We start from the raw sequence: 20,323 nt of genomic DNA on the forward strand, positions 1-20,323 counted from the left end.
GGCTGCTAGCGGTAGTCCGGCCTCCCTCCAATCTCCGGCCACAGCCCCTGCGGGAAACGATCACTTCCCCGCTGGGAAACGATCTTCAAGGCCGCTCATTCTCCAAGCTCAACTGCACTCGTGAACTCCCCTGTCCTGCAGGCAGCGTGAGCACAGGACCGGGCCATGCAGCAGGGTGGCCTTGATCGAGAAGTAGGCCGTCTCCGCCTGCCACCCGTCGTGGTAGAGCGCGACCAGTTCGCGGGCGGGATAGCGGATATGGTCGGTCAGACTGGTGGCAAGGCGCCACTGCTCACGACGCGTAGTGCCGTCGGCGTAGGTGACCGTGATCCACGCCTCGATGATCCGCACCGGCAGTTTCCCCAGGCCGAACGTCGACAGGTAGGAGCCGTCGGGCAGCCGCTTGATGATCAGTGGGTGGCGCCGAGCGCCGGAACGGCAGAGGAAGATCACCGTCCACGGGCCCGTTGCCGGGCGGGTTGCCCATGTCGTCCGGTACCGGCCCGCCGTCCAGGGTGAGCAGCACCTTGGCCTCCTGCCGCCAGACCGGCGCCTCGTTGAGCACCACGCCCAGCCACAGCAGGTTGTGCGCACTCACCGGGCGGTCGGTGAAGCCCGGCCAGTACAGCTCTCCGCGGTCCGCCTTCTCCAGCAGCCCCCTCCACAGGGCCTTGACGTCGCGGCCGTGCAGGACGCAGTCGGTGTCCCGCTCGCACCAGGCGACGAATTCGTCGAAGCTGTCCTGGACGGTGGCCGCCTCGGTCACCTGGAAGCCCTTGACGTTCAGGCTGTGGTCCATGTTGCTGTCCAGCACCATGGCCCGGATCCGATTCGGGTACATCTCGGCGTACATCTGCTGGGCCAGCGTGCCGTACGACACGCCGTAGGAGGTCAGCTTGTCCTCGCCCAGCGCGGCCCGGATGGCGTCCATGTCCCGCGCCACGTTGGCCGAGTCGAGGTGGTCGTACAGCGGGCCGGTCTGTTTACGGCAGTCGGCGTGCAGCTTCGCAGCGAAGGCCACCCACTTGTCGTAGTCGGCCTGGCTGGTCATCACCGGGTACGGCATCTCGTTGTACACCGACGCCGTACAGGTCGTCGAGCCGCTGCGAGCCACGCCCCGGGGATCGTAGCCGACGATGTCGAACCGCCGCTGAACGTCCTCGCTGAACCCGGACGGCCGCAGGATGTCATTCACCCCGGAGTTGCCGGGCCCACCCGGGTTGGTGGTCAGTAAGGAGCCGATCCGCGCGGACGGATCGGTGGCCCAACGCCGCGCCAGCGCCAGTTTCACGGTGGCTCCGTACGGCTTGGACCAGTCGATCGGCACGGCCAGTGTGCCGCACTCGACGGTGGGCTCCTCCTCACATGGCCCCCAGATGATCCCGCGCTTGTCGGCGGCATCCGTGACGTCCTCTCCGGTTATCGCCGCGTTGGCAGCCCCGGCCATCGGAGCGGATAACAGCGTCGCCATCGCCACAAGGGCGATGGCGAGTAGGAAGTTCTTTTTGGCACATTGCTCCAATCGTTGATGGCGGTCTTTCTGATGGTGTTCATGGGCGGTCTCCCCGTATTTCAACGTCACGCGCGCACGCGACCGCCGAGGCACCCGGCGCACCGAACCGGCGTCGCGGTCTTGGAGTTGGATGCTGGCGAAGCAGGGCGGCTTCACCACGGCGAATGAGGCTCGCGCCTGTGGAGAAGCCGCCCTGTGGAGAGGGTTATCCGACCGCGTAGGCGCGGTGGATGGTCTGGCTGACGCTGTTGCTCGCGGTATCGGTCGACGTGGCGCGCAGGGACACGAAGCCCGCCGTACGCGGGTTGGTCAGCTGCGCCGTCCAGCCCGGGCCCTTGGCTCTGACCCGGATGTTCTGCCAGGTCGCTCCGTCATCGACGGACATCTGCAGCTGGATGGACTTCACGGCCGCCGCTGGAGCGCCGGGATTGCGTTCGATCCAGATCGGTAGCCGGGTGGATGATCCGGGCTTGGCGCGGTTGTACTCGTCCAGCCCCTCGGGTGCGTAACGGATCGCCGTCAGGGCGAGTGCTTCCCGCTTCGCGGTGCTCGCCGAGCGGAACGTCCACGTTGATTCCACCTTCGTGGACAGCGTGGAGTACGGTACCTGCCGGCTGGCCGTCGCACTGAGCGTGTACGTGGCGGGCTCCGCGGGGAGGCTGGCGGTCAACCGGCACGTATCCGAGTCCCACATCCCGCACCTGTTGTAGTCGATCGTGGAGACGACCTGATCGCCCTTGGCGAGGCTGACGGTGCCGGTGGCCGCGCGGTCCATGCCGACCCGGCCGGGCACGCCCTCGGAGAGCAGTCGGGCGCCGTCAAAGGACACTGTGTCCTTCTCCCGCCAGGCTCCCAGGGTGGCGAAGGACGGTCCGCTCACCGCCACGCCCCACGTCTGCCGGTCATCGCCGCTGCCGGTGGGCTTGGCGGCCCCCATGACCACGGACTCGCCGACCTGAAGAGCGCTGGACCACTTGTAGCCTCGCGTCCGATATTCCGTCAGCGTGCCCGGCAGCGGTACGTCGTTCGTCGAAGTCAGGAATCCGTTCGGCATGCTGGCGTCGGGGACGGCTGCCACGAAGTAGTCGCCCTTCGCGGCCGTTCCAGCGCCGCGGAAGGTCGTGGTCACCTTGTCCAGGTCTTTCACCCTGGCCGTGTACGTCGGGTCTTCGGGCATGCCGTCGCGCCGTTCATCCACCAGGTCGTAGCGGAACGGGGTAGGAGAGGCATCCTTCTTGTGGAAATGCATCCTGGTGACGTACTTCAGTCCAGGTTGCTTGGAGGCGAGCACGAAGTACCTGGCGCTGGGGTCCGGGGTGCCTCCGGACCAGCCGAGGGCCCACGAACCGTTGATCACCCACATTTCGAACCACCCACTGGTGACGGCGGTGGGATCGTCCAGGGTGAACCTGATCGGTTTGGCCTTGCGCGTGTCCAGCACCACCTCCGTACTCTGTTTGCCGACCTTCACCGGCAGGTGCGTGGTCGTGATGCGCGTGCCTTCGAAGATGTTCACATACAGGCTCCAGTCACCCGCACGGAGCCGGTAGGTGTCCGGCGCGCCGTCAAGGACCATCGCGTGTCTCTCGCCCTCGCTGTTGTAGAACTCCCCGACCGCGACAGCGGGCCGGCCGTCGGCTCCGAGGGCGCTGATCGTCACGTCATAGGATTCCGGCTCGGCGTACGCGGTGGCGATGGTACGGACGAGGAGGTCACCCGATCTGGCCGTGATCGTGCCCGGGTAGTCACCCGGTGCCTTGCCCGTCACGTCGATCGTCACGGTGACGGATGCGGTGCCCTTGGCGGGCACGTCGACCCGCTGCGCCGAGGTGCGCAGCACGGTGCCGTCCACGGTGAGGTCCAGCGTGACCGGAGAGTCGCCGGCGTTGGTGTAGGTGATCTCCTTGGTCGCCTGTCGCTCACCGGATCCGTCCCAGCGGAAGACCGTGCCGATGTTCGCGGGACTGGCGTAGACCTGCTGGCCGATCGCGCGGACCACGTCGACGCGTCCGGCTCCCTGGTCGAAGTGCGTGGCGCCGGCCTGCGGAGCGGCGCTGCCGATGAGCGCGGCCTTGAGCTGCGCACCGCTCCAGTCCGGGTGCCGCTGGGCGAGGATCGCCGCCGCGCCCGCGACATGCGGCGCCGCCATGGAGGTGCCGCTGTGGGCGACGTAGGGACCGTCTGCCGTGCCCTGCGCGGCCGCCGCCGTGATGTCGACGCCGGGAGCGGTCACGTCGGGCTTGACCGCGTGATCGCCCGCTCTGGGGCCGCGGCTGGAGGAGTCGGCCATCCGGTCGGACTTGTCGACCGCGCCGACCGTCAGCGCCGCGTCGGCGCTGCCCGGGCTGTTGATCGAGCCGGGCGCTGCGTCGTTGCCCGCCGCGATGACGAACAACACCCCGGTACGCTCGGACAAGGTGTTGACGGCCTGCTCCACCGGGTCGATGCCGGGGTTGTCGGGGCCGCCGATGCTCATGTTGACGATCTTCGCTTTGACCTCGGTGGCGGCCCACTCCATGCCCGCCAGCATGGCCGATTCGCTGGCGGCGTCCCCGCCGACTTTGCCAAGCGCGATCTTCGCGCCCGGTGCGACACCCCGATACTTCGGCCCGGCGCCCGCCACGATGGAGGAGACATGGGTGCCGTGGCCGACGTGGTCGGTGATGTCGGGCTCGTCGGAGAAGTTCCGCGACTGCGTGACCACGTCTTTGAGATCGGGGTGGGTGGCGTCGTAACCGGAGTCCAGCACGGCGACCGTGACACCGGCTCCGGTCAGCCCCTGTTGCCACGCCTGCGGGGCCCCGATCTGCTTGACACTCTGGTCAAGGACGAAGGGCCGCTTCCCGTCCAGCCAGATCTTCGACTTGCCCGCGGCCAGTGATCGGGCGCCGCCGACCAGACTCTGCCAGGTCTGGCCCGCCGTCGCCTTGGAGACGCTCGTGCCGGCCAGTCCCAGCCCGGCGAACTCCTTCGCCTTGCGCGTTCCGCTGAGCGCCTGTGCCGCCTTCCCCTCGACGGACTGGACGATCAGCGGTATCTCAGCCTTGTAGGCGTCACCGTACCGCCAGGTGAGCAACTGCGTGACGTCGAACAAGCGCTCATCCAGCAGGCCCTGAGCCAGCAGCCGTTTGGCGTCCTCCGGAATGACGTGAAGGTGGCCCTGACGGCGCTGAACGTCGAAGCGCTGTTTTCTGCCCGGCCCAGGCTCGATCCGGTAACCGTTCGCTGTGACGGTCACCCGGTCACCGGTCAGCAGCGTCACCGAGCCCGACACCCCGGACACGGGAGCTACCGGCTCGGCCGCCTGCGCGGCGCTCGTGGCGCCGCCTGCGATGACAGATACCGCCATAGTCATGGCGAATGTTGCGTGGGTTAATTTCATCTGCTCTCTCGTTGTCGATGTGCGGAGAGTTGACATCAGTTCTCGACGCCGCAGGCTCGATAGGTTCACGCGCCATCTCCGGGTCGGGATATGCGGGCCGGGAAGGGGCTCATAGCACTTGACCCGATCCCCGGGCGGATGGTTCGTCGAGCCCGGCACCGAGGCGCAAGATCATCATGTCGCGGGAAGGCGATCATCACCGGTTGGTGGCGGGGGCAATGGCTGGATCAGGAGAGTCCGCGATCATCACCACCGCTCTCGCCCACGGAAGTCCTCCGATGAGGCAGAGACGCTGATGGCCTGGGAAGCAACTCTGCCGCCCGTCATCTTGGCCCATTGAAGTACAGCAGAAACACAAAGCCGGCGATCAGCAGCAATATGGCAACCGATAGAACGGTCAAAACAATGATTAAAACGCAACGCCATACAGGAAAGTCTTGATCTTCCAATATTTTCTCACCATCACTAGCGCTCGATTCATTGCAAAGCGCAAGCCTGGGCAAGCCTCTTATTTCCATACTCGTCGGCCTGTCATGCGACTTCTCGTTGGTGTCGCCCTCGTTTGGCCAGTTTCTGGAGACCCGCCCATCGCCGCCCCCTCGCACCCGACGATGTGCGCCCTGGACTTCGTGGCCGGGGATGAGGTCTACGGCGCCTGCACCAAGCTGCGCACCTTCCTGGAAGAACACGGCCGGGCCTACGTCCTGCGCATCCGCGCCCTCGCAGAGCACGAGAAGACTCAGCGCCCCCCGACGCCGTCGAACAGGCCCGCGCCTATTACGCCGCCCTGAGCGCAGAACTCTCACCTCGCTGACCTGTGGATCAGCGCTCACAGACAAGGCGGATACCTCTTCTGTCTCGGTACGCGACGCCACGTTCCTGCAGGTCGGAGCCGGGTTCGCTGCTTTGTGCTCGATGACTACGGAGACCCCTCAGGTCTCATCGTCAGGATGGCCGGCTCGGGTTCAGCAACGCCTGCGTTGGTGCGCGAGACCGTGTTCCGGTAGTGCTGGGCCCGATCGGCATGGCCGATCATGGCGATCCCCATGAGCACACCGTCGCGAAGGTAGCCGACGACACAGTCGCCGTGCGGATCATCCCCTTCGAGGATGTGGCTTTCCACGCCCATGCCGACCGCGCCGAACGACTGGATACGCATGCCGAACTGGTCGCTCCAGAACGACGGAAGTGGCACGGTAGCGAGAGCAGAACTCTGATCATGCTCATGCCTTTCCGAACTCGATCCTTGTCACTCGTCACTCGTCGCGAGGGGTGCCGCTCGCGCGTCACGAGCGGCACCCCGGGAGCGCTGCGTCAGACGAGCTTGCGGTAGATCCGGGATGGGATCGCCTGGGCCGCGCCCTCCCGGCCGAACTCCTGGTAGACCCGCGACGTGATCTCCATGGCCTTGGGGGAGTAGGCGGGATAGAAGTCCTTACCGCACTCCAGGTCCTTCAGCGCCGCCTTGATCTCCTTGTCCAGGTACGGCCTGGCCTCGGCGGGCTTCAGGTTCGGCCGGAAGATGACGGTCTTGCCCTTGGGCAGCTCGCCCTTCCACGCCTTCTTGGCGACGTCCGAAGCCTGCCGCACGATCTTCGTGTGGCTCAGACCGTCCAGCGCGGTCGGCTCGGTCCGGCTGACGCCCAGGCACGCGGCGAACTGCTTGCCCAGCTGGACGAGCTGCTTGTCCTGGTCGAGGACGCTCAACGACTTCCGCTCCGCCGCTTCGAGCTGGTCGTAGTAGTCCTCCTGGGAGGTAACGGTCTTGCCCAGCACCTCCTTGACCGCTTGAGAGAAGCAGGAGTCATCGGCGGCGCGCCACTTCTTCAGCTGGCCGGCCGAGAGCGACATCAGCATCTTGTTGTTCGGGTTGTCGTGCTGGACGGGGTTGACGACCTTGTCCTTCGGATAAACGTTCGGAGACCAGACACCGAAGCCGTACTTGGTCCGGAACGCCCGCAGCGCCTCCAGGTCACCCGCGAACCGCTTCTGCTCCCCGGGCTGCCACGTGTACTGAGGCTCTGCCGAGGCCACGTAGTCCAGGCCCTGCTCCGTCATGCAGGCGACGCGCTTGGTCTCCAGCTGCGTCCGCTTCTCGTACGCGGCGGCGTCCCCCGACGGCGGCGAGGTGAGGCCGCCGAACGAGCCGGCGAGCAGGGTGGCCGCGACCGCCTTGGCGATGAACATGGATGTTCTCCTTTTTCTTGAGGGCATGCCGAATCGATTGAGGGCATGCGAAACAGAACTCACGGCCGGAACGGCCGGATCAGGTGGGGAAAAGTCTCAGCAGGGGATCTTCATGCGGGACGCCTTCGGCGACACCTCGGGCAAGCTGGGGGCGAGATCGACGGCGAGCACGGCGGTTCCGTTCACCGCGCCCTTCTTCTCGGTGTACTCGCCGCCGGAGCGATCCCTGGTGTTCACCGTGCGCTCGCCCAGGTAGCGGTAGGTCTTCCGATCGAAGATCAGCTCGGACCGGGTGCCGTTGCCGTCGTCCATGGCGACGGCCAGGCCGGGGCGGCCGGCGGTGTCCACGGCGTCGTGGATGAGCACGATGCCGTCCAGCCCAGCGGCGACCTGGTACAGCGCGGCGCTCAGGCTGGGCCGTACCACGGACTCGCGGACCAGGTTCTGGAGGGAGCGCCAGATGCGCAGTGGCTCCTCGCCCGTGTCGGCCACGATCTTCGCGCGTACCTGGGCGGGGTCCGTCGGCCAGGCGCCCAGCCGCGCGTACGCCGGCTGGCCGGGACAGGCTCCCGCCTCGGACACGATGTCCTCGACGCCGTGGTCCCAGTACTTCCGGGGCGCCGGTCCCGTGGCCGACAGGTTCTGGCGGCGGCTCAGCCAGGGCTTGCCCACGTCGGCGGCCTCCCAGCGCTCCTCGCTGACCAGCACCTTGGTGTAGAGCGTCCGGCCCGACTCGTCCTTGGTGTACAGGCTGTGCTGGGCCAGCATCTTGGTGTGGACGTACTGGCCGCGGGCCGGCACCGTGTCGGGCCGGCCGGCGGCGGCCCGCGCGGCCAGGGTGAGCAGCGCCTGAGCGTCGGCCGGAGGGGCAGCGATCAGGTAGCCGGGGGTACGCGGGTCGGAGCCACCCAGGCTCACCTGGGTGACGATGATTCCGCCGGTGAGCATCACCGCCATGGCGCCGACCAGGGCGACACGCCGGATCGGCGGCGCGGCCGGCCACCTGCGGCGCGGACGGTGCGACCGTGACGCCTGTGCGGTGCGGAGGAGGCGCTCACGCCCCTTCGCCGCCGCCTCCGGCGTGGGCTCGGGCTCCGCGAACACGGCCTCGATCAGCTTCAGCTCGTCCATCACCATTCCCCGATCGGGTTGACGTCGCCCAGAATCTTGCGCAGCTTCTTCCGTGCCCTGTTGATCCGGGACCCGACGGTCCCCGCCGGTATGTCCAGGGCGGTGGCGATCTCCTCGTAGCCCAGCCCGCCGAACACCAGCAGGAACACCACGTCGCGATCGCCCTTCGCCAGGCCCTTCAGCCCCCGTACGAGCTCCGGCCGGCTGGCCCGCGCCGCGAGCTGCGAGGTCACCCGGTCCTCGTGCCCGTCGGCAAAGTCCTCAGCCGCGATCTTGCTGAGCGCGTTCAGGCGGCGGCCCTCCCTGCGGCGGTGCCGGGCCACGACATTCGTGGCGATGCCGAATAACCACGACCGCACGGTGCCTCGCTGCGGGTCGAAGCCGCGCCTGCCGTTGAACGCGAGCAGGAAGGCGTCCGCGACCAGGTCCTCGGCCTGCTCGCTGCCGAGCCGGGCGGCCAGATAACGGTAGACCTCCTTGAAGTACCGGTCGTACAGGAGGGAGAAAAGCTCGGGATCGTCCAGCGACTGCTCGACCACGGTGACGTCTTCCATCACCTCGTCGGCGTCAGGTGGTGCAGTCATGGCGTCCTTCCGAAGGCAACTGTCGTCCAGTGTTCGCCGCTCGGCACGTTTTCTTCACGCCAATTTCCGTCCGCCTTCGAAGCGACCTGGCGGGAACGCGCCCTCATCGCCGAGGACGCGCTGAAGGCCGCCCACACCGAAATCGCCCAAGATCGGCGTGGTGCCTGGCCGATCGGGCAACCCTCATCCGCGTCGGCGCACGTGCGTTGCAATATGCCGTAAGGGCGGGGCAACGTGCCTGGCGTGACAGAAAGATCATCTCGCTCTGACCTGCGAGAAGATACCAATCATCGAGATCAGGCGGGATCTTGTCGTTTCAGGAGTTTCCGAATTGGGTTCGTCCTGGTTTGGGAGCCGCGGAGCAGTGGCCGGGAAGGCCCGGGTGGTGGCCTGCTCCGGCCCGCAAGCGGCGAGCGGTCGATCGCTGACCCCCAAGACTGCAAGATCCCTATCCGAAACGGTGAGGGACGGGAAGTCACGGTCGTTCAGACGTTGCCGCCGCGCCCGCACCTGGCAAATGCCATGACAGCGCGATCGGCTGAGCTGGAAGATCCCCCGGTAGCAGGAGCTCCATCAGCGCGGCCAAGCCCGCCGGAACAACAAGCTCGGCCGCCGACCTCAGCTGCGAAACTGTCCACCACTCGAAACGGTCAGTCACCCGCCGTTCCTCATCGTCCATACCGGAGGTATCCACCTCCAGGCCGCTGACGCGAAGGAAGAAGTAGGAATCCACCGAGCTGAACGTCTCACCGCCTAGTGACCATGTTCCCGAACTGGTCGCGACGACCGGCCCAAGAACCGAAGGGGCGATGACATACCCCAGTTCCTCTCCAAGCTCGCGTGCGGCGGCCTGATGCAGGGTTTCACCAGGATCAACGGCGCCCCCCGGCGTGAACCAGGCATAGAAAGGCTCCTCAACCTGAAGCAGCAGCCCGCGGTAGACGAGGAGCCGATCGACGGCATCTACCAGCAGCACACGAGCGGTTGACCGGAAGATCGGTTCGCTCATGAGCGAGATCATAAGGCGGTCCGCGCAGTCCATAGGCGTTGGGAAGCGATCTTCTCAACCTCCTCTTACCCCCCAGGCCAACCCCACTCGTGAGCAGCCCACCAGGATGTTGCAGGTGACAAGGGGTTTCGGAGTTGATCCGGGGCCCCTTTTCCCTTGCCTGGGAGTCGATGGGCGCCAATCGGGCGCGCAGTGCCCGATCCGAGCGCATCCGTCTCAGGATCTCTACCGGCAGGTCGGCCAACAGGAAGGCAGATGCGTCCGGCCACCGGCGAGGTCTTCAAACGCCCAGCTCACCACCGCATCGGAAGAAAACAGCAATGCCACCACCTGCTGCCGGAACCCCCACAGCGGTGGCAACTGTGGCGGTTCTGCTTCGGGGGTGAGGTGAGCCACGTCGGACGGTTCTTCTTCGGCGACCGCGCCGTCACCTTCGGTCATGCCGGTGTCGCCGGAGTGAGCGCCGGCGAACTCCGTCAGGGTCTCGCGCGTGATGGCCAGGCGCTGCAGTCGTTCCTCGACCGCGGCCAGTTGCGCCCGCAAGTCCTCGGCCTGCCGTAGCGCAGCCGTCTCGGCCTGGGCCACGCGTTCCCACAGTGACGTCACCATCGCCTCCCGACAGGAGAAGCAGTCGTACCCGCCTGCCGCATTCACGCCATGCAGCCCAACAACTCCACACTGCAAACGGCATGGCACTGGTAGTCACTGCCGCGTTGAAGATCGGAGCGGCCCAGTCGTCAGGATTCCTGGCAGCGACGCCTGAGCAACCCACCTGGCTGGCAAGATCTAAGTCTTGCCGTGATGCAAGTCCGTGACGATGGCGCCATCGTCCCTGTTCTTCCGTGCCGGAGCTGTTCTGGATCCTGCCGGGAGGCGGTGTTGAACCCGGCGAGACCTTCCTCCAAACCGCACGTCGGGAGCTGTTCGAAGAAACCGGCCTGATCGACGTCGACTGGGGCCCGTGTCTATGGACCCGCGACGTGGAGGGAGCCCGTCCACATGTCAGTGACCAGATCGGTGAGGAAGTCATCGAGGTGCCGGGCGGGCGACTGCGCGGCCGAGCCGCTCGATTGGTGGCGCGAGGAAGAGATATCGAGCAAGGCCGCCGCATACATGCGAGCCGCGCATCTTTACGTGGCTCGCATATTTGCGTGTCTCGCACATTTATGTAGAGTGTTCGCATGGGGCTGAGAGAGCGCAAGAGGGAAGAAACCCGGATCGCGCTGAGCTGGGCGGCGATCAAGCTGACCGTCGAGCGTGGCTTCGACAACGTCAAGGTGGAGGAGATCGCCGCCGAGGCGGGTGTCTCGCACCGCACGTTCAACAACTATTTCTCCAGCAAGGGCGAGGCGATCGCGGCCAGGCACTTCGACCGAGCGGTGCAGATCGCCGACGAGCTGAGGTCCAGGCCGGACGGCGAACCCCTGTGGGAGGCCATCACTAACGCGGTGTTCGCCCGGTTCGCGCTTGGCATGCAAGAGGCCGAGCGTCCGGCCGACGATCGCTGGATCGCTGGTGTCAAGCTGATGAGCCAGCATCCGGAGCACCGGGGCGAGTTCCTCAAGGCCCACACGGCCGCGCAGGAAGCGCTGGCCGCGGCGGTCGCCGAGCGCACCGGCACCAATGTCGATCGAGATCTGTATCCTCACCTGGTCGCGGGGGCGGTCGGCGCCGCCATACTCGCGGCCATCCATCTGTGGCTCCACGGCGATGCGCCGGCACCTTTCGAGGAACTGCTGCGCGACGCCCTCGGTCAGGTCGCCGCCGGTCTGCCCACGCCTTGACCCTTCCAGACCTCTCCCATTTTCCCTATCGAAGATCAGCCGGCCTGCCGCCGGTCGATCCGTCATGCTCGGAAGGACCACCATGATCGCCGATATCGTCATAGCCGGAGCCGGGCCCAACGGCCTGATGCTGGCCTGCGAGCTGAGCCTGGCTGGAATCCGCCCCCTGGTTCTGGAGCGCCTGCCGGAGCGCACCCAGGACAGCCGCGCCAACGGCCTGGTCGGCCAGGTGGTACGGATGCTGGACCGGCGAGGCCTGTACGAGCGGCTCGCTGGTGACCAGGACCCACCGCGGCCCGCTCCCGGGTTCGTCTTCGGCGCGCTGCCCATCGACCTGAGTGTGCTGGACGACAACCCCTTCTACATCCTCCAGGTTCCGCAGCGCAGGATCGAGCAGATGCTGGAGGAACGGGCCGTCGAACTCGCCGTCGAGATCCGGCGCGGCCACGAGCTCACCGGATTCACCCAGGACGCTGATGGCGTGACCCTCCAGGTCAGCGGGCCGGCCGGGCCGTACACGATCGAAACGCGCTACCTGATCGGTGCCGACGGCGGGCACAGCATCGTACGCAAGCTGGCCGGCATCGCCTTCCCCGGTGTGACGACCGACCACACGATCGCGCGCACCGCGCACGCCGTCGTGCCGGCCGAGTTCGTCGATCCGGCCACCGGCGGACTCGACATTCCCGGGTACGGACCCATCCCGCCATTCCTGCACCACCGGACCGAGCGCGGGTTGTTCGTGTACGCGCCCCTGCCGGGCGCCCCCGCACCGTTGATCTCCACCAAGGAGTGGAACGGACAGGACGCCGAGGGGCCGCTCACGCTCGCGGAACTGCAAGCCAGCGCCCGCCGCGTGCTCGGTGTGAACATCGCTTTCGGCCCGCCCGACGGCCAAGGGCCGCACTTGATGCGCAAGCTCAACGGCGGCAACACCCGCCTGGCTGAGCGTTTCCGAGACGGCCGGGTGCTGCTGGTCGGCGATGCCGCTCACGTGCACTCGGCGATCGGCGGGCCCGGGCTCAACCTTGGCCTCCAGGACGCGGTCAACCTTGGCTGGAAACTCGCGGCCGACGTGCGCGGCACGGCCCCCGCCGGTCTCCTCGACACCTACGAGTCCGAACGACGCCCGGTCGCTGAGCGGGTGGTGATGTCCTCGCGCGCCCAATCCGCGCTGATCGCCCCTGGCAGCGAGGTCACCGGCCTGCGCGCGCTGTTCACCGAACTGCTCGGCGACCCGCGCAACGTCCGCCGTATCGCCGACCTGATGTCGGGCGCCGACATCCGCTACGAGGTGGGCAGCGACCATCCGCTGGCCGGTCGGTGGGCTCCCGACTTGGATCTCAAAGACGGGGTCCGGCTCGCCGAGCTGACCAGGGACGGCCGCCCGCACCTGATCGATTTCACTGGCGGGGACTGGGGATACCCCGCAACCGCGGGGCTGCCCGGCTCCGCCGTGCCGTGCACGGCGCTGCTGCTGCGGCCCGACGGATACGTGGCATGGGCCACCGACGTTCCGCAGTCGGACGCGGAGTCCCGCGCATCGCTCAGGGCGGCGATCCAACGCTGGCTGGGGTGAATGGATAGGTACACATCGTCCTAGTGGGCACCTGAGCTGGGCTTTTGTGGTCCTGGCCGTTTGATCGGAAAGGAGTCTGGAATGCGGCGACGTCGGTTGCGGCCTGGCCTGCGGCGGCCCGGGCGAAACCCTCATGCAGGACTCGCCGATGACGTTCGGCCGTATCCGACAGCTCGGGAAACGAGCAATTCCTGTCCGGGAAGCGATCTTAGAAAGCTGTGCTGCGCCCCAGGTCATGAGCACTCGTGAACACCCCAAGACGGCTGGACTGAAGTTGACGGGATCCCGTCTGATCATCGCGATCGGGCGGGATCTTGTCGTTTCAGGGAGTTCAGAATCGGGTTCGTCCTGGTTTGGGGCCTGCGGAGTAGGTGCCGGGGAAGATCCAGGTGGTGTCAGGCCGCTGGTGGAGGACCGCGATCACGTCGTTGGGCATGGCGAAGCCGGCGCCGGGCTGGTTGCTGCGACACGGTGACCTGAATTGCGGCTTATGGGACGGGTGGTGGCCTGCTCCGCCCCGTGAGTGGTGTGTGGTCGACGTGCTTCTCTGGAGTTTCGGGGACGGCAGCGGAGGTGATGGCTTCGTCTGGGGGCTGCTGGGTGTGGCGCCACTGATCGTTGGCGACGGTGACGAGCAGCGCGACCAGGACGATCTGGGCGACGCGGCCGTGGGCGAGTCGGCTCTTCGGGTCACTCAGGTCGAGGTCATGGCCCTGGCGGTGGAGTACGTCCCTCGCCACGAGGGGCTGAGGTGGCCGAGCTCGCCGGGGTTGATTGCTAGGGCGTCGTCGGCTGGTGTTGAGCATAGTAGATCGCCTCTGCGCGGCTGGGGGGCGCCGAGGCGGTTGAAGAGGGTGTCGTACTCGGCTGGGGTGTCTGCGTACCGCTTGGACCCCGGAAGGCTGTGGAAGCGAACCCAGCGTGAGGTGTAGCACTGCTTCAGCTCATGACCGACCGGCGGGCAGTTCGGCCAGTTGGTTTGCCAACGAGCGGTCGGCTCAGGCCAGTCGTCGAGCACGGTACGCCACGTCATCCGGCCAGGGTAGAGACGACGACACCCTCGACGCGAAGGCATTTCGACGACCGTCACAACATCTGACGGAACCGGCGGGGAAACGATCACGCTGCAGGTGGGAAGCGATCTTCTCAACCCCTCTTGTGTCCCACGCCAGCCCTATTCGTGAACGCCCCTAATTGAAGGAGATCGTGGATTCCCGGACTCGCCGGGTTGCGTTGTTGCAGGTCCGCGAATTTCGGAAATCCGAAAACCTGTGAACTGTTTGGATTGAACATCGTCAAGGTTTTATATACATCTTGTCAATATTTTGAGTGTTCTAATTTTGGAGAAAGGCGGGAGCCTCCGCCGCATTCCATTGGTTCAAGAAAGGAAGGATCTCGATGCCGCATCGCTCCAAGATGCAGGTGGCCAGGCGGGCCATGGTCACCCTGGCTATGGTCACCGGGCTGACCAGCGCTCTTGCCACAGGGCCGGCAACGGCGGCGACGGTCGACGACCCGGTTGCCCGCGGTCTCAACTCGTGGGAGGTAAACACGTGTGTCGCGGGAGGACACTACGACATCAAGGCGTTCACCATCAACGGGTTCAACCAGAACAACAACTACGTCGCTTCTCCAAGGACCGATCTCCCCGGAAACAGAGCAGGGCAACGCTGCAGCCTGATCTCTGACTGGTGGTGGAAGGGCTGGCTCGACGTGGACTTCTGGGATGACAACGGTAACAAGCTGGGCACCCGGCAATGCTGGGTCAGGGAGGGCGGCGACCCCTCGGCCAGGGTGTGGCGATGCACCTTCGATTGATTTCGCGCAGGACGCGGTGCGACGGCTGATACGGCAAGGCATCGAGACCTTTTCGAGCACGATGAAGTCGTGATGCCGATTGAGGCGCCTCCCGCCTTGACGTCTACCGGCCGGACCGTTCCCGGAATCCCCCAACGCGATTCGCTGATCTCGCTACTCATGTCAAAGGAGTTCTCAGTGTTGTGCCAATCGACAAAGCAGGTGGCCAGGCGGGCCGTGATCACCCTGGCCGTGATCACGGGGCTGACCGGCGCTCTCGCCGCAGGGCCGGCGACGGCGGCGACGGTCGACAACCCGCTTAACGCCACCGGCGCCAACGGGCAGATCGTCCGAACGTGTGTCGCCGGCGGACACCCCGACATCAAGGCCTTCACCATCAACGGATGGAATCAGAACGGCAATTACGTCGCCAGCCCGAAAAGAGACCTTTGGGGGGACAGAAATGGGAAGCGCTGCTACACCCTCGAAGGCTGGTGGTGGAAGGGCTGGCTCGACGTGGACTTCTGGGACGACAACGACAACAAGCTGGGCACCCGGCAGTGCGAGGTGCCGACCAGCCAGCAACGCCCGACTTACGAATGCTACTTCGCCTGATCGCGTAGGGGATGCAGTCGGCTGATCCAGCAGGCGGTGTGCGAGCCACCCTCGCCAGGTGCCGAGGTGCAGGTAAACGTCCACAGGCATGTACACGCGGACGTGCGGGGCTCGGCGCCTCAGATGAAGACCGGGTGTGGCGGGCCGAGGCCACCCACTCAGCAAGGGTGCGAGACAGAGGCCGCCGTCAAGGGCGCCTGCGGCGTCGTTGCGCGATGGGCTTCGCTCACCGTGCGCGCACCCTGCCCCGTGGGCTGGTGAGTCGTCGGGTGATCCCGGCGAAATGGCGCGGAAACCCCTAGTACGTCTGCTCGTACGGAGTTACCTGTACGCCGACACCAGTGGTATCCCCAATCTCGCTACTCATGTCAAAGGAGTTCTCAGTGTTGTGCCAATCGACAAAGCAGGTGGCCAGGCGGGCCGTGATCACCCTGGCCGTGATCACGGGGCTGACCGGCGCTCTCGCCGCAGGGCCGGCGACGGCGGCGACGGTCGACAACCCGCTTAACGCCACCGGCGCCAACGGGCAGATCGTCCGAACGTGTGTCGCCGGCGGACACCCCGACATCAAGGCCTTCACCATCAACGGATGGAATCAGAACGGCAACTACGTCGCCACCCCGAAAAGAAACCTTGAAGGTGACAGAAACCAGACGCGCTGCTACACGACGGACGGCTGGTGGTGGCGAGGCACGATCGACGTGGACTTCTGGGACGACAGGGACAACAAGCTGGGCACACGGCAGTGCTACGTGGTGCCCAACCAGGGGCCGAACCTCCAAACGTGCACGTTTTCCTGATCGCATAGGCGGTGCCGCCGGTTGACACGCAGGCGGTGGGCACGCTCGGTGCACCGTCCTCTCGCCCGCAGTTGGGAGGACGGTGCACCGGCGAGCACCCTCGCCCGCGGCGTCAACGGGCGCGGGGTCGATCAGGCCGGCCTCGCGCATCGCCCGCTGCCCGGTCCCGGAGTGCAGATCGAGCATGCCGCCCTGACCGCGCGCGCCGCGCGACGATTCACGTTCGTACACGACGGCGTCGATGCCGTTCACGTGCAGCACACGGGCAAGGACCAGGCCGCCCAAGCCGGCTCCGACGATGGTGATGGTCATGGTTGCCTCCGATTCGCCGTGACAGTTTTCGGCCCGCTGATCAGCCGGTTCACCGGCGGAGCCGGGGCGCGAGCACCGTGCGCACGACCTTGGCCACCTTGCTCGTGGCGGATCCGTCCCCTTCTTCGGGTTCCGGTTCCAGCACGCGCTGGATCTGCAGCAGCAGCTGGTTGGTCGACCGCCAGAGCGGGACGAACATGCCGGCGACCGGCCCGACGCCCTGGATCGGGCCCTCGGCCAGCTCGGTGACCTTTTTGGCGATCGTGACCGTTGCCGGGTCCCGCAGGATCAGGTGCACCTCATCGTGGACCAGCCGGATTTCCATCTTGCGCGCGGCGGTCTCCTCCGGGTTCGCGTCCGTGGTCGTCTCCGGATCCAGTTCGTCGATCTTGTCGGCGACGGCGTCCGGGTCGACCCCGAGTTCGCGCAGCACCCTGGCCGCCATGCTGTTCTCCACCCGCAGCATCGCCTCAAGCAGGTGATGGCTGCCGACCGGTGCGCCACCGGCCAGCGCGCTGGCGGCGGACACGGTGTCCTCGGTGGCAGGTGTGCCGGCCGGCCATGGGCCGGCCGCGACGTCCTGCGATCCCTCCAACGATGCCAGCACCGCGGCGCGGATCTTGCTGATCGGATTGATCCGCTCGGCAAGCACCTTCGCGGCGACGCCCTCACTTTCCCTGACCACAGCGAGCAGGATGTGTTCCGTATCGATGTAGTTGTGGTGCAGCTGCGTTGCCTCGCGCAGGGCGAGGTCCAGCGTCTTCTTCGCGCGCGGCGTGAACGGGATATGGCCGCGCAGCTCCTCCGTGCCGGGCTTGACCGCCGCGGCGATATCGACCTGCGCCGTCTCCTTGTTGTATCCGAGCTGGTGCAGAACTTTCGCCGCCGTGCTGTCCGGCGCGTTGAGCAGTCCCAACAGGATGTGCTCCGTGCCGATGTAGTTGTGCTTGAGCAGCCTCGCCTCCTCCTGGGCCGTGACGACCACCTGGCGGGCTTTCACCGTAAATCTCTCAAATGGCATGGTTCCATGGTTACAGCCATGTCAATACACTGTTATTGATAGGGTCACCATGCCGAAGGGAGGGTGTGATGGAGACACCGTCGGACTGGGAGGACCGGCTCGCGCGCTGGCAGAATGAGCTGGAGCTGTTCGAGCAGCTGGACGAGACGCCCTGGGTCACGCTGGCCAAGGCGGAAGCCGAGACCGGCGTTTCCCGCTCGGCCCTGCGGTCCTGGTACCGCAACGGTGAGATCCAGTCCCGGCTGGTGGACGGCCCGAACGGGCCGCAGCGCCTGGTCCAGCTGGACGCGGTGATCGAGCGCGCCGGCGCGTCACCGCGCATTCAGCGCAGGGCGGAACGGGAAGTCAGCCTGGAAGCCCAGGTCACCCTGCTACGGCACCGGGTTGACCAGCTTGAGCTGCGGCTGGCCGCGCTGGAGCGGAAGTGACCGGCGAGAGCAGCACCGTGCCATCGGCCCGGAACGGTGCCACCGTGGCCGTGGGCGCTTCCGGATCTGGCTCGTGCGCATCGGGTGTTGGCCAGGTCGACTGCGGTGGCTGGGTCGTTGATGTGCGGGAAGACCTCCTCTATGAGACGTCGATCTCGATGGCGGACATGAGCGCGGTCATGGACTCTTCCGTTCTGGACGGGCGAAGGTTGGGGCATGTTCGGGGCGGGGCCCGAAGCCTACGAAGCGGGCGGGGATCTTGCGAAACCCCGGGAACACCCGGCTGAGGAAGAGCATGGACTTCGGCGGCCCGGAACGTTTGCCCGCGAACTGCTTCTCGAACATGACCCGCTGAAGCAGCCGCTGAGCGTTCTGCACGATCACGGTGGGGCGATACCTGCGCCGTTGCACGGCTGCAAGATCTGCGAGGGTGACGGCGTGCCGGAGTAACGGCTCGGCCAGGATGGTGCCGGCGGCCACCGCGTCCTGGATGGCCAGGTTGATGCCCACCCCGCCAGCCGGCGACATGGCGTGCGCGGCGTCGCCGATGAGCAGCAGCCCGTCGAGGTACCACCGCTGGAGCCGGTTCAGCCGCACGTCGAGCACGTGCACGTCGTCCATGCTCGCCAGCCCGCTCACCCGGTCGGCGAAGTCCGGGCGCAGGCGGGCGATGCGTTGGCGGAACCGTTGGATCCCTTCGGCCCGCAGCCGCGCGTCGGAGCCTTTGGCGGTGAAGTACGCCACCTGGTAGTAGTCGTCGCGGGCCAGCGAGATCAGCGCCTCGGGGCCCCGTGCGACAGGCGTCACGCTGGCGGGCGCCTCCCGGTCGCCGGCTGGCCTGGGCAGCCGGAACCACCAGACGTCGAACGGCACCCGAAACTCCTTGGGCACCAGCCCCGCGTCGCGGCGCAGCGTGGAGTGCCTGCCGTCGCAGGCGACCGTCAGCTCGGCGCGGATCTCCCCATCGCGGCCGTCCGCCGTGCGATACCTGACCCCGGTGATCTTCTCGCCGTCTCGCAGCAGCGCGGTCGCCTCTGCGTTCATGCGCAGGGAGAACCCGGGCTCCTCGCCGGCCGCCTTGGCGAGGAAGGACAACAGATCCCACTGCGGCACCATCGCGATGTAGTTGTACGGCCCCGGCAGCGCCTCGAAGTCGCCCAAGGTCACCATGCTCCCGTCGGCGGCGGGGAGCGACAGGTTGCCCAAGCGGCTCTGCGGCAGGGCGCGAAAGCCCGCGCCGAGGCCGAGCTCGTCCATGAGCCGGATGGTGGCGGGGTGCACGGTGTCCCCGCGGAAGTCGCGCAGGAAGTCGCCGTGCTTCTCCAGTACGGTGACCTCGATCCCGGCTCTGGCCACCAGCAGGCCCAGCATCATGCCGGCCGGACCGCCGCCGCACACCAGGACTCCGGTGCTTTCAGTGATCATCATGACCGTCCTTCCGGCGCAGTCCGTACTGGATGAACAAGGCGATGACCACCAGGCGTAGTGCCACGTTGGCCCAGATCGCGGGGTTCACCACGCCACGCGCGAACGCGTATGCCTCGACCGCGGCGGTGCAACCGTGGAACACGATCACGGTCCAGATGACGAGCCGCATCCCGTCGGGCCGGCGCAGGGTTCTGCCCGCGAACGACAGGAACGCCAGGGCCAGTTCGGCGGCTCCCAGGAGGTAACACACCAGGTAGGCGTCCGGCGGGACGCGCACGCCGACGGCGCCGGGAATGAGGCCGGGCGCGGCGATGAGCACCACACCGGCCGCGAAGGTGATCAGGGCGTGGAGGGTGAGCAGCCTGCGCAGGTTCACCTCGGCTCCCGTAGACAGGTGAGGGCGGACTGCCGGTCGTTGAGGCGCGGGTAGGCCTCGTCCGGTACGGCCACGCCGAGGAAGTCGCACAACGGCTCCCAGCCCTGCCCGGCGCTCGGCCAGTCCACCGCGGTCCGGTAGCCCCGCAGCACGCCGGTCCAGTCGGTCGGCCCGTCCAGGGTCTGCTGCCACCGCTGCGCCTGCTCCGGATGGGCGCCCATTTCCCGCATGTGGTGACAGGGGCCGAAGCCGAGCCGCTCCAGCGCCGCCTTCAGTGACGTGGTCCCGGTGCGTGGTAATCCCGCGCCGATCACATTCATCATGTCGACTCCTCCTTAATTCATCGTTGGATGAAACTCTGCTTGGGACGATACACA

General features: G+C 66.7%; 22 protein-coding genes and 1 pseudogene. 8 read left to right on the top strand and 15 right to left on the bottom strand.

What is annotated here, in order from left to right:
• Positions 1 to 108 precede the first annotated feature (108 nt).
• From AB0F17_RS37845 to AB0F17_RS37855, 3 genes are all read right to left on the bottom strand, one after another.
• Entirely contained in the window at positions 109 to 351 is a 243-nt protein-coding gene (locus AB0F17_RS37845; protein WP_358032954.1) for a hypothetical protein, read from the bottom strand.
• Positions 293 to 1,471, bottom strand: a complete 1,179-nt coding sequence (locus tag AB0F17_RS37850) for an alpha/beta fold hydrolase (RefSeq protein WP_358032957.1) — start codon at positions 1,469 to 1,471, stop codon at positions 293 to 295. The genes AB0F17_RS37845 and AB0F17_RS37850 overlap by 59 nt, the downstream gene beginning before the upstream one ends.
• A 247-nt stretch (positions 1,472 to 1,718) precedes the next feature.
• The gene (locus AB0F17_RS37855) at positions 1,719 to 4,862 is read right to left on the bottom strand and encodes a S8 family serine peptidase (protein ID WP_358032959.1); all 3,144 of its coding nucleotides are present in this window, start codon (positions 4,860 to 4,862) and stop codon (positions 1,719 to 1,721) included.
• 566 nt (positions 4,863 to 5,428) lie between these two features.
• On the opposite strand from AB0F17_RS37855, the gene AB0F17_RS37860 reads away from it, so the two are divergent.
• Positions 5,429 to 5,686: a hypothetical protein gene (locus tag AB0F17_RS37860; RefSeq protein WP_358032961.1), complete on the top strand. Its 258-nt coding sequence runs from the start codon at positions 5,429 to 5,431 to the stop codon at positions 5,684 to 5,686.
• Positions 5,687 to 5,814: 128 nt separating this feature from the next.
• Here the strand turns inward: AB0F17_RS37860 and AB0F17_RS37865 are convergent, their stop codons facing one another.
• The 6 genes from AB0F17_RS37865 to AB0F17_RS37890 form a co-directional block, all read right to left on the bottom strand.
• Positions 5,815 to 6,090: an oxidoreductase C-terminal domain-containing protein gene (locus tag AB0F17_RS37865; protein ID WP_358032964.1), complete on the bottom strand. Its 276-nt coding sequence runs from the start codon at positions 6,088 to 6,090 to the stop codon at positions 5,815 to 5,817.
• Between the two features lie 119 nt (positions 6,091 to 6,209).
• The gene (locus AB0F17_RS37870) at positions 6,210 to 7,082 is read right to left on the bottom strand and encodes a hypothetical protein (RefSeq protein ID WP_358032967.1); all 873 of its coding nucleotides are present in this window, start codon (positions 7,080 to 7,082) and stop codon (positions 6,210 to 6,212) included.
• 96 nt (positions 7,083 to 7,178) lie between these two features.
• A complete protein-coding gene (locus tag AB0F17_RS37875; RefSeq protein ID WP_358032970.1) occupies positions 7,179 to 8,213 on the bottom strand; it encodes a CU044_5270 family protein in 1,035 nt (344 codons plus the stop codon).
• Positions 8,213 to 8,797, bottom strand: a complete 585-nt coding sequence (locus AB0F17_RS37880; RefSeq protein WP_358032972.1) for an RNA polymerase sigma factor — start codon at positions 8,795 to 8,797, stop codon at positions 8,213 to 8,215. The genes AB0F17_RS37875 and AB0F17_RS37880 overlap by 1 nt, the downstream gene beginning before the upstream one ends.
• 475 nt (positions 8,798 to 9,272) lie before the next feature.
• Positions 9,273 to 9,806: an NUDIX domain-containing protein gene (locus tag AB0F17_RS37885; RefSeq protein WP_358032974.1), complete on the bottom strand. Its 534-nt coding sequence runs from the start codon at positions 9,804 to 9,806 to the stop codon at positions 9,273 to 9,275.
• Positions 9,807 to 10,031: 225 nt separating this feature from the next.
• Entirely contained in the window at positions 10,032 to 10,460 is a 429-nt protein-coding gene (locus AB0F17_RS37890) for a hypothetical protein (RefSeq protein ID WP_358032976.1), read from the bottom strand.
• A 188-nt stretch (positions 10,461 to 10,648) separates the two neighbouring features.
• Between AB0F17_RS37890 and AB0F17_RS37895 the strand changes: the two genes are divergently transcribed.
• From AB0F17_RS37895 to AB0F17_RS37905, 3 genes are all read left to right on the top strand, one after another.
• Positions 10,649 to 10,978, top strand: a complete 330-nt coding sequence (locus AB0F17_RS37895) for an NUDIX domain-containing protein (protein ID WP_358032979.1) — start codon at positions 10,649 to 10,651, stop codon at positions 10,976 to 10,978.
• Positions 10,979 to 10,987: 9 nt separating this feature from the next.
• Positions 10,988 to 11,590: a TetR family transcriptional regulator gene (locus AB0F17_RS37900; RefSeq protein WP_358032981.1), complete on the top strand. Its 603-nt coding sequence runs from the start codon at positions 10,988 to 10,990 to the stop codon at positions 11,588 to 11,590.
• A gap of 82 nt (positions 11,591 to 11,672) precedes the next feature.
• Positions 11,673 to 13,169: an FAD-dependent monooxygenase gene (locus tag AB0F17_RS37905; RefSeq protein ID WP_358032985.1), complete on the top strand. Its 1,497-nt coding sequence runs from the start codon at positions 11,673 to 11,675 to the stop codon at positions 13,167 to 13,169.
• A 488-nt stretch (positions 13,170 to 13,657) separates the two neighbouring features.
• Here AB0F17_RS37905 and AB0F17_RS37910 read toward each other — a convergent pair whose 3' ends face one another.
• Positions 13,658 to 13,909: a hypothetical protein gene (locus AB0F17_RS37910; RefSeq protein ID WP_358032988.1), complete on the bottom strand. Its 252-nt coding sequence runs from the start codon at positions 13,907 to 13,909 to the stop codon at positions 13,658 to 13,660.
• Between the two features lie 658 nt (positions 13,910 to 14,567).
• Between AB0F17_RS37910 and AB0F17_RS37915 the strand changes: the two genes are divergently transcribed.
• The 3 genes from AB0F17_RS37915 to AB0F17_RS37925 all read left to right on the top strand — a co-directional run bounded on the left by AB0F17_RS37915 (position 14,568) and on the right by AB0F17_RS37925 (position 16,381).
• Complete coding sequence (locus tag AB0F17_RS37915; RefSeq protein WP_358032991.1) at positions 14,568 to 14,987, top strand: hypothetical protein; 420 nt, start codon at positions 14,568 to 14,570, stop codon at positions 14,985 to 14,987.
• A 216-nt stretch (positions 14,988 to 15,203) separates the two neighbouring features.
• The gene (locus AB0F17_RS37920; protein ID WP_358032994.1) at positions 15,204 to 15,581 is read left to right on the top strand and encodes a hypothetical protein; all 378 of its coding nucleotides are present in this window, start codon (positions 15,204 to 15,206) and stop codon (positions 15,579 to 15,581) included.
• 422 nt (positions 15,582 to 16,003) lie between these two features.
• Entirely contained in the window at positions 16,004 to 16,381 is a 378-nt protein-coding gene (locus tag AB0F17_RS37925) for a hypothetical protein (RefSeq protein ID WP_358033392.1), read from the top strand.
• Between the two features lie 144 nt (positions 16,382 to 16,525).
• Here the strand turns inward: AB0F17_RS37925 and AB0F17_RS37930 are convergent.
• Positions 16,526 to 16,693, bottom strand: a pseudogene (locus AB0F17_RS37930) (FAD-dependent monooxygenase); the annotation flags it as partial.
• Between the two features lie 49 nt (positions 16,694 to 16,742).
• Complete coding sequence (locus AB0F17_RS37935) at positions 16,743 to 17,678, bottom strand: Clp protease N-terminal domain-containing protein (RefSeq protein ID WP_358032996.1); 936 nt, start codon at positions 17,676 to 17,678, stop codon at positions 16,743 to 16,745.
• 104 nt (positions 17,679 to 17,782) lie between these two features.
• On the opposite strand from AB0F17_RS37935, the gene AB0F17_RS37940 reads away from it, so the two are divergent.
• Positions 17,783 to 18,142, top strand: a complete 360-nt coding sequence (locus tag AB0F17_RS37940) for a hypothetical protein (protein ID WP_358032998.1) — start codon at positions 17,783 to 17,785, stop codon at positions 18,140 to 18,142.
• 177 nt (positions 18,143 to 18,319) lie between these two features.
• On the opposite strand, the gene AB0F17_RS37945 is transcribed toward AB0F17_RS37940, so the two are convergent.
• From AB0F17_RS37945 to AB0F17_RS37955, 3 genes are read right to left on the bottom strand one after another with little or no spacing between them, the layout of a single operon-like run.
• Positions 18,320 to 19,570 carry an FAD-dependent oxidoreductase gene (locus tag AB0F17_RS37945; protein WP_358033001.1) on the bottom strand — a complete coding sequence of 417 codons (1,251 nt, stop codon included), beginning with the start codon at positions 19,568 to 19,570 and terminating at the stop codon, positions 18,320 to 18,322.
• On the bottom strand, positions 19,557 to 19,946 hold the full coding sequence (locus AB0F17_RS37950) for a hypothetical protein (protein ID WP_358033003.1): 390 nt from the start codon (positions 19,944 to 19,946) through the stop codon (positions 19,557 to 19,559). The genes AB0F17_RS37945 and AB0F17_RS37950 overlap by 14 nt, the downstream gene beginning before the upstream one ends.
• Positions 19,943 to 20,269, bottom strand: coding sequence for a sulfotransferase (locus AB0F17_RS37955; RefSeq protein WP_358033005.1), 327 nt, complete (start codon positions 20,267 to 20,269; stop codon positions 19,943 to 19,945). The genes AB0F17_RS37950 and AB0F17_RS37955 overlap by 4 nt, the downstream gene beginning before the upstream one ends.
• Positions 20,270 to 20,323: the final 54 nt, after the last annotated feature.

It is taken from the genome of Nonomuraea sp. NPDC026600 (assembly GCF_040638335.1).
Taxonomy (GTDB): Bacteria; Actinomycetota; Actinomycetes; order Streptosporangiales; family Streptosporangiaceae; genus Nonomuraea.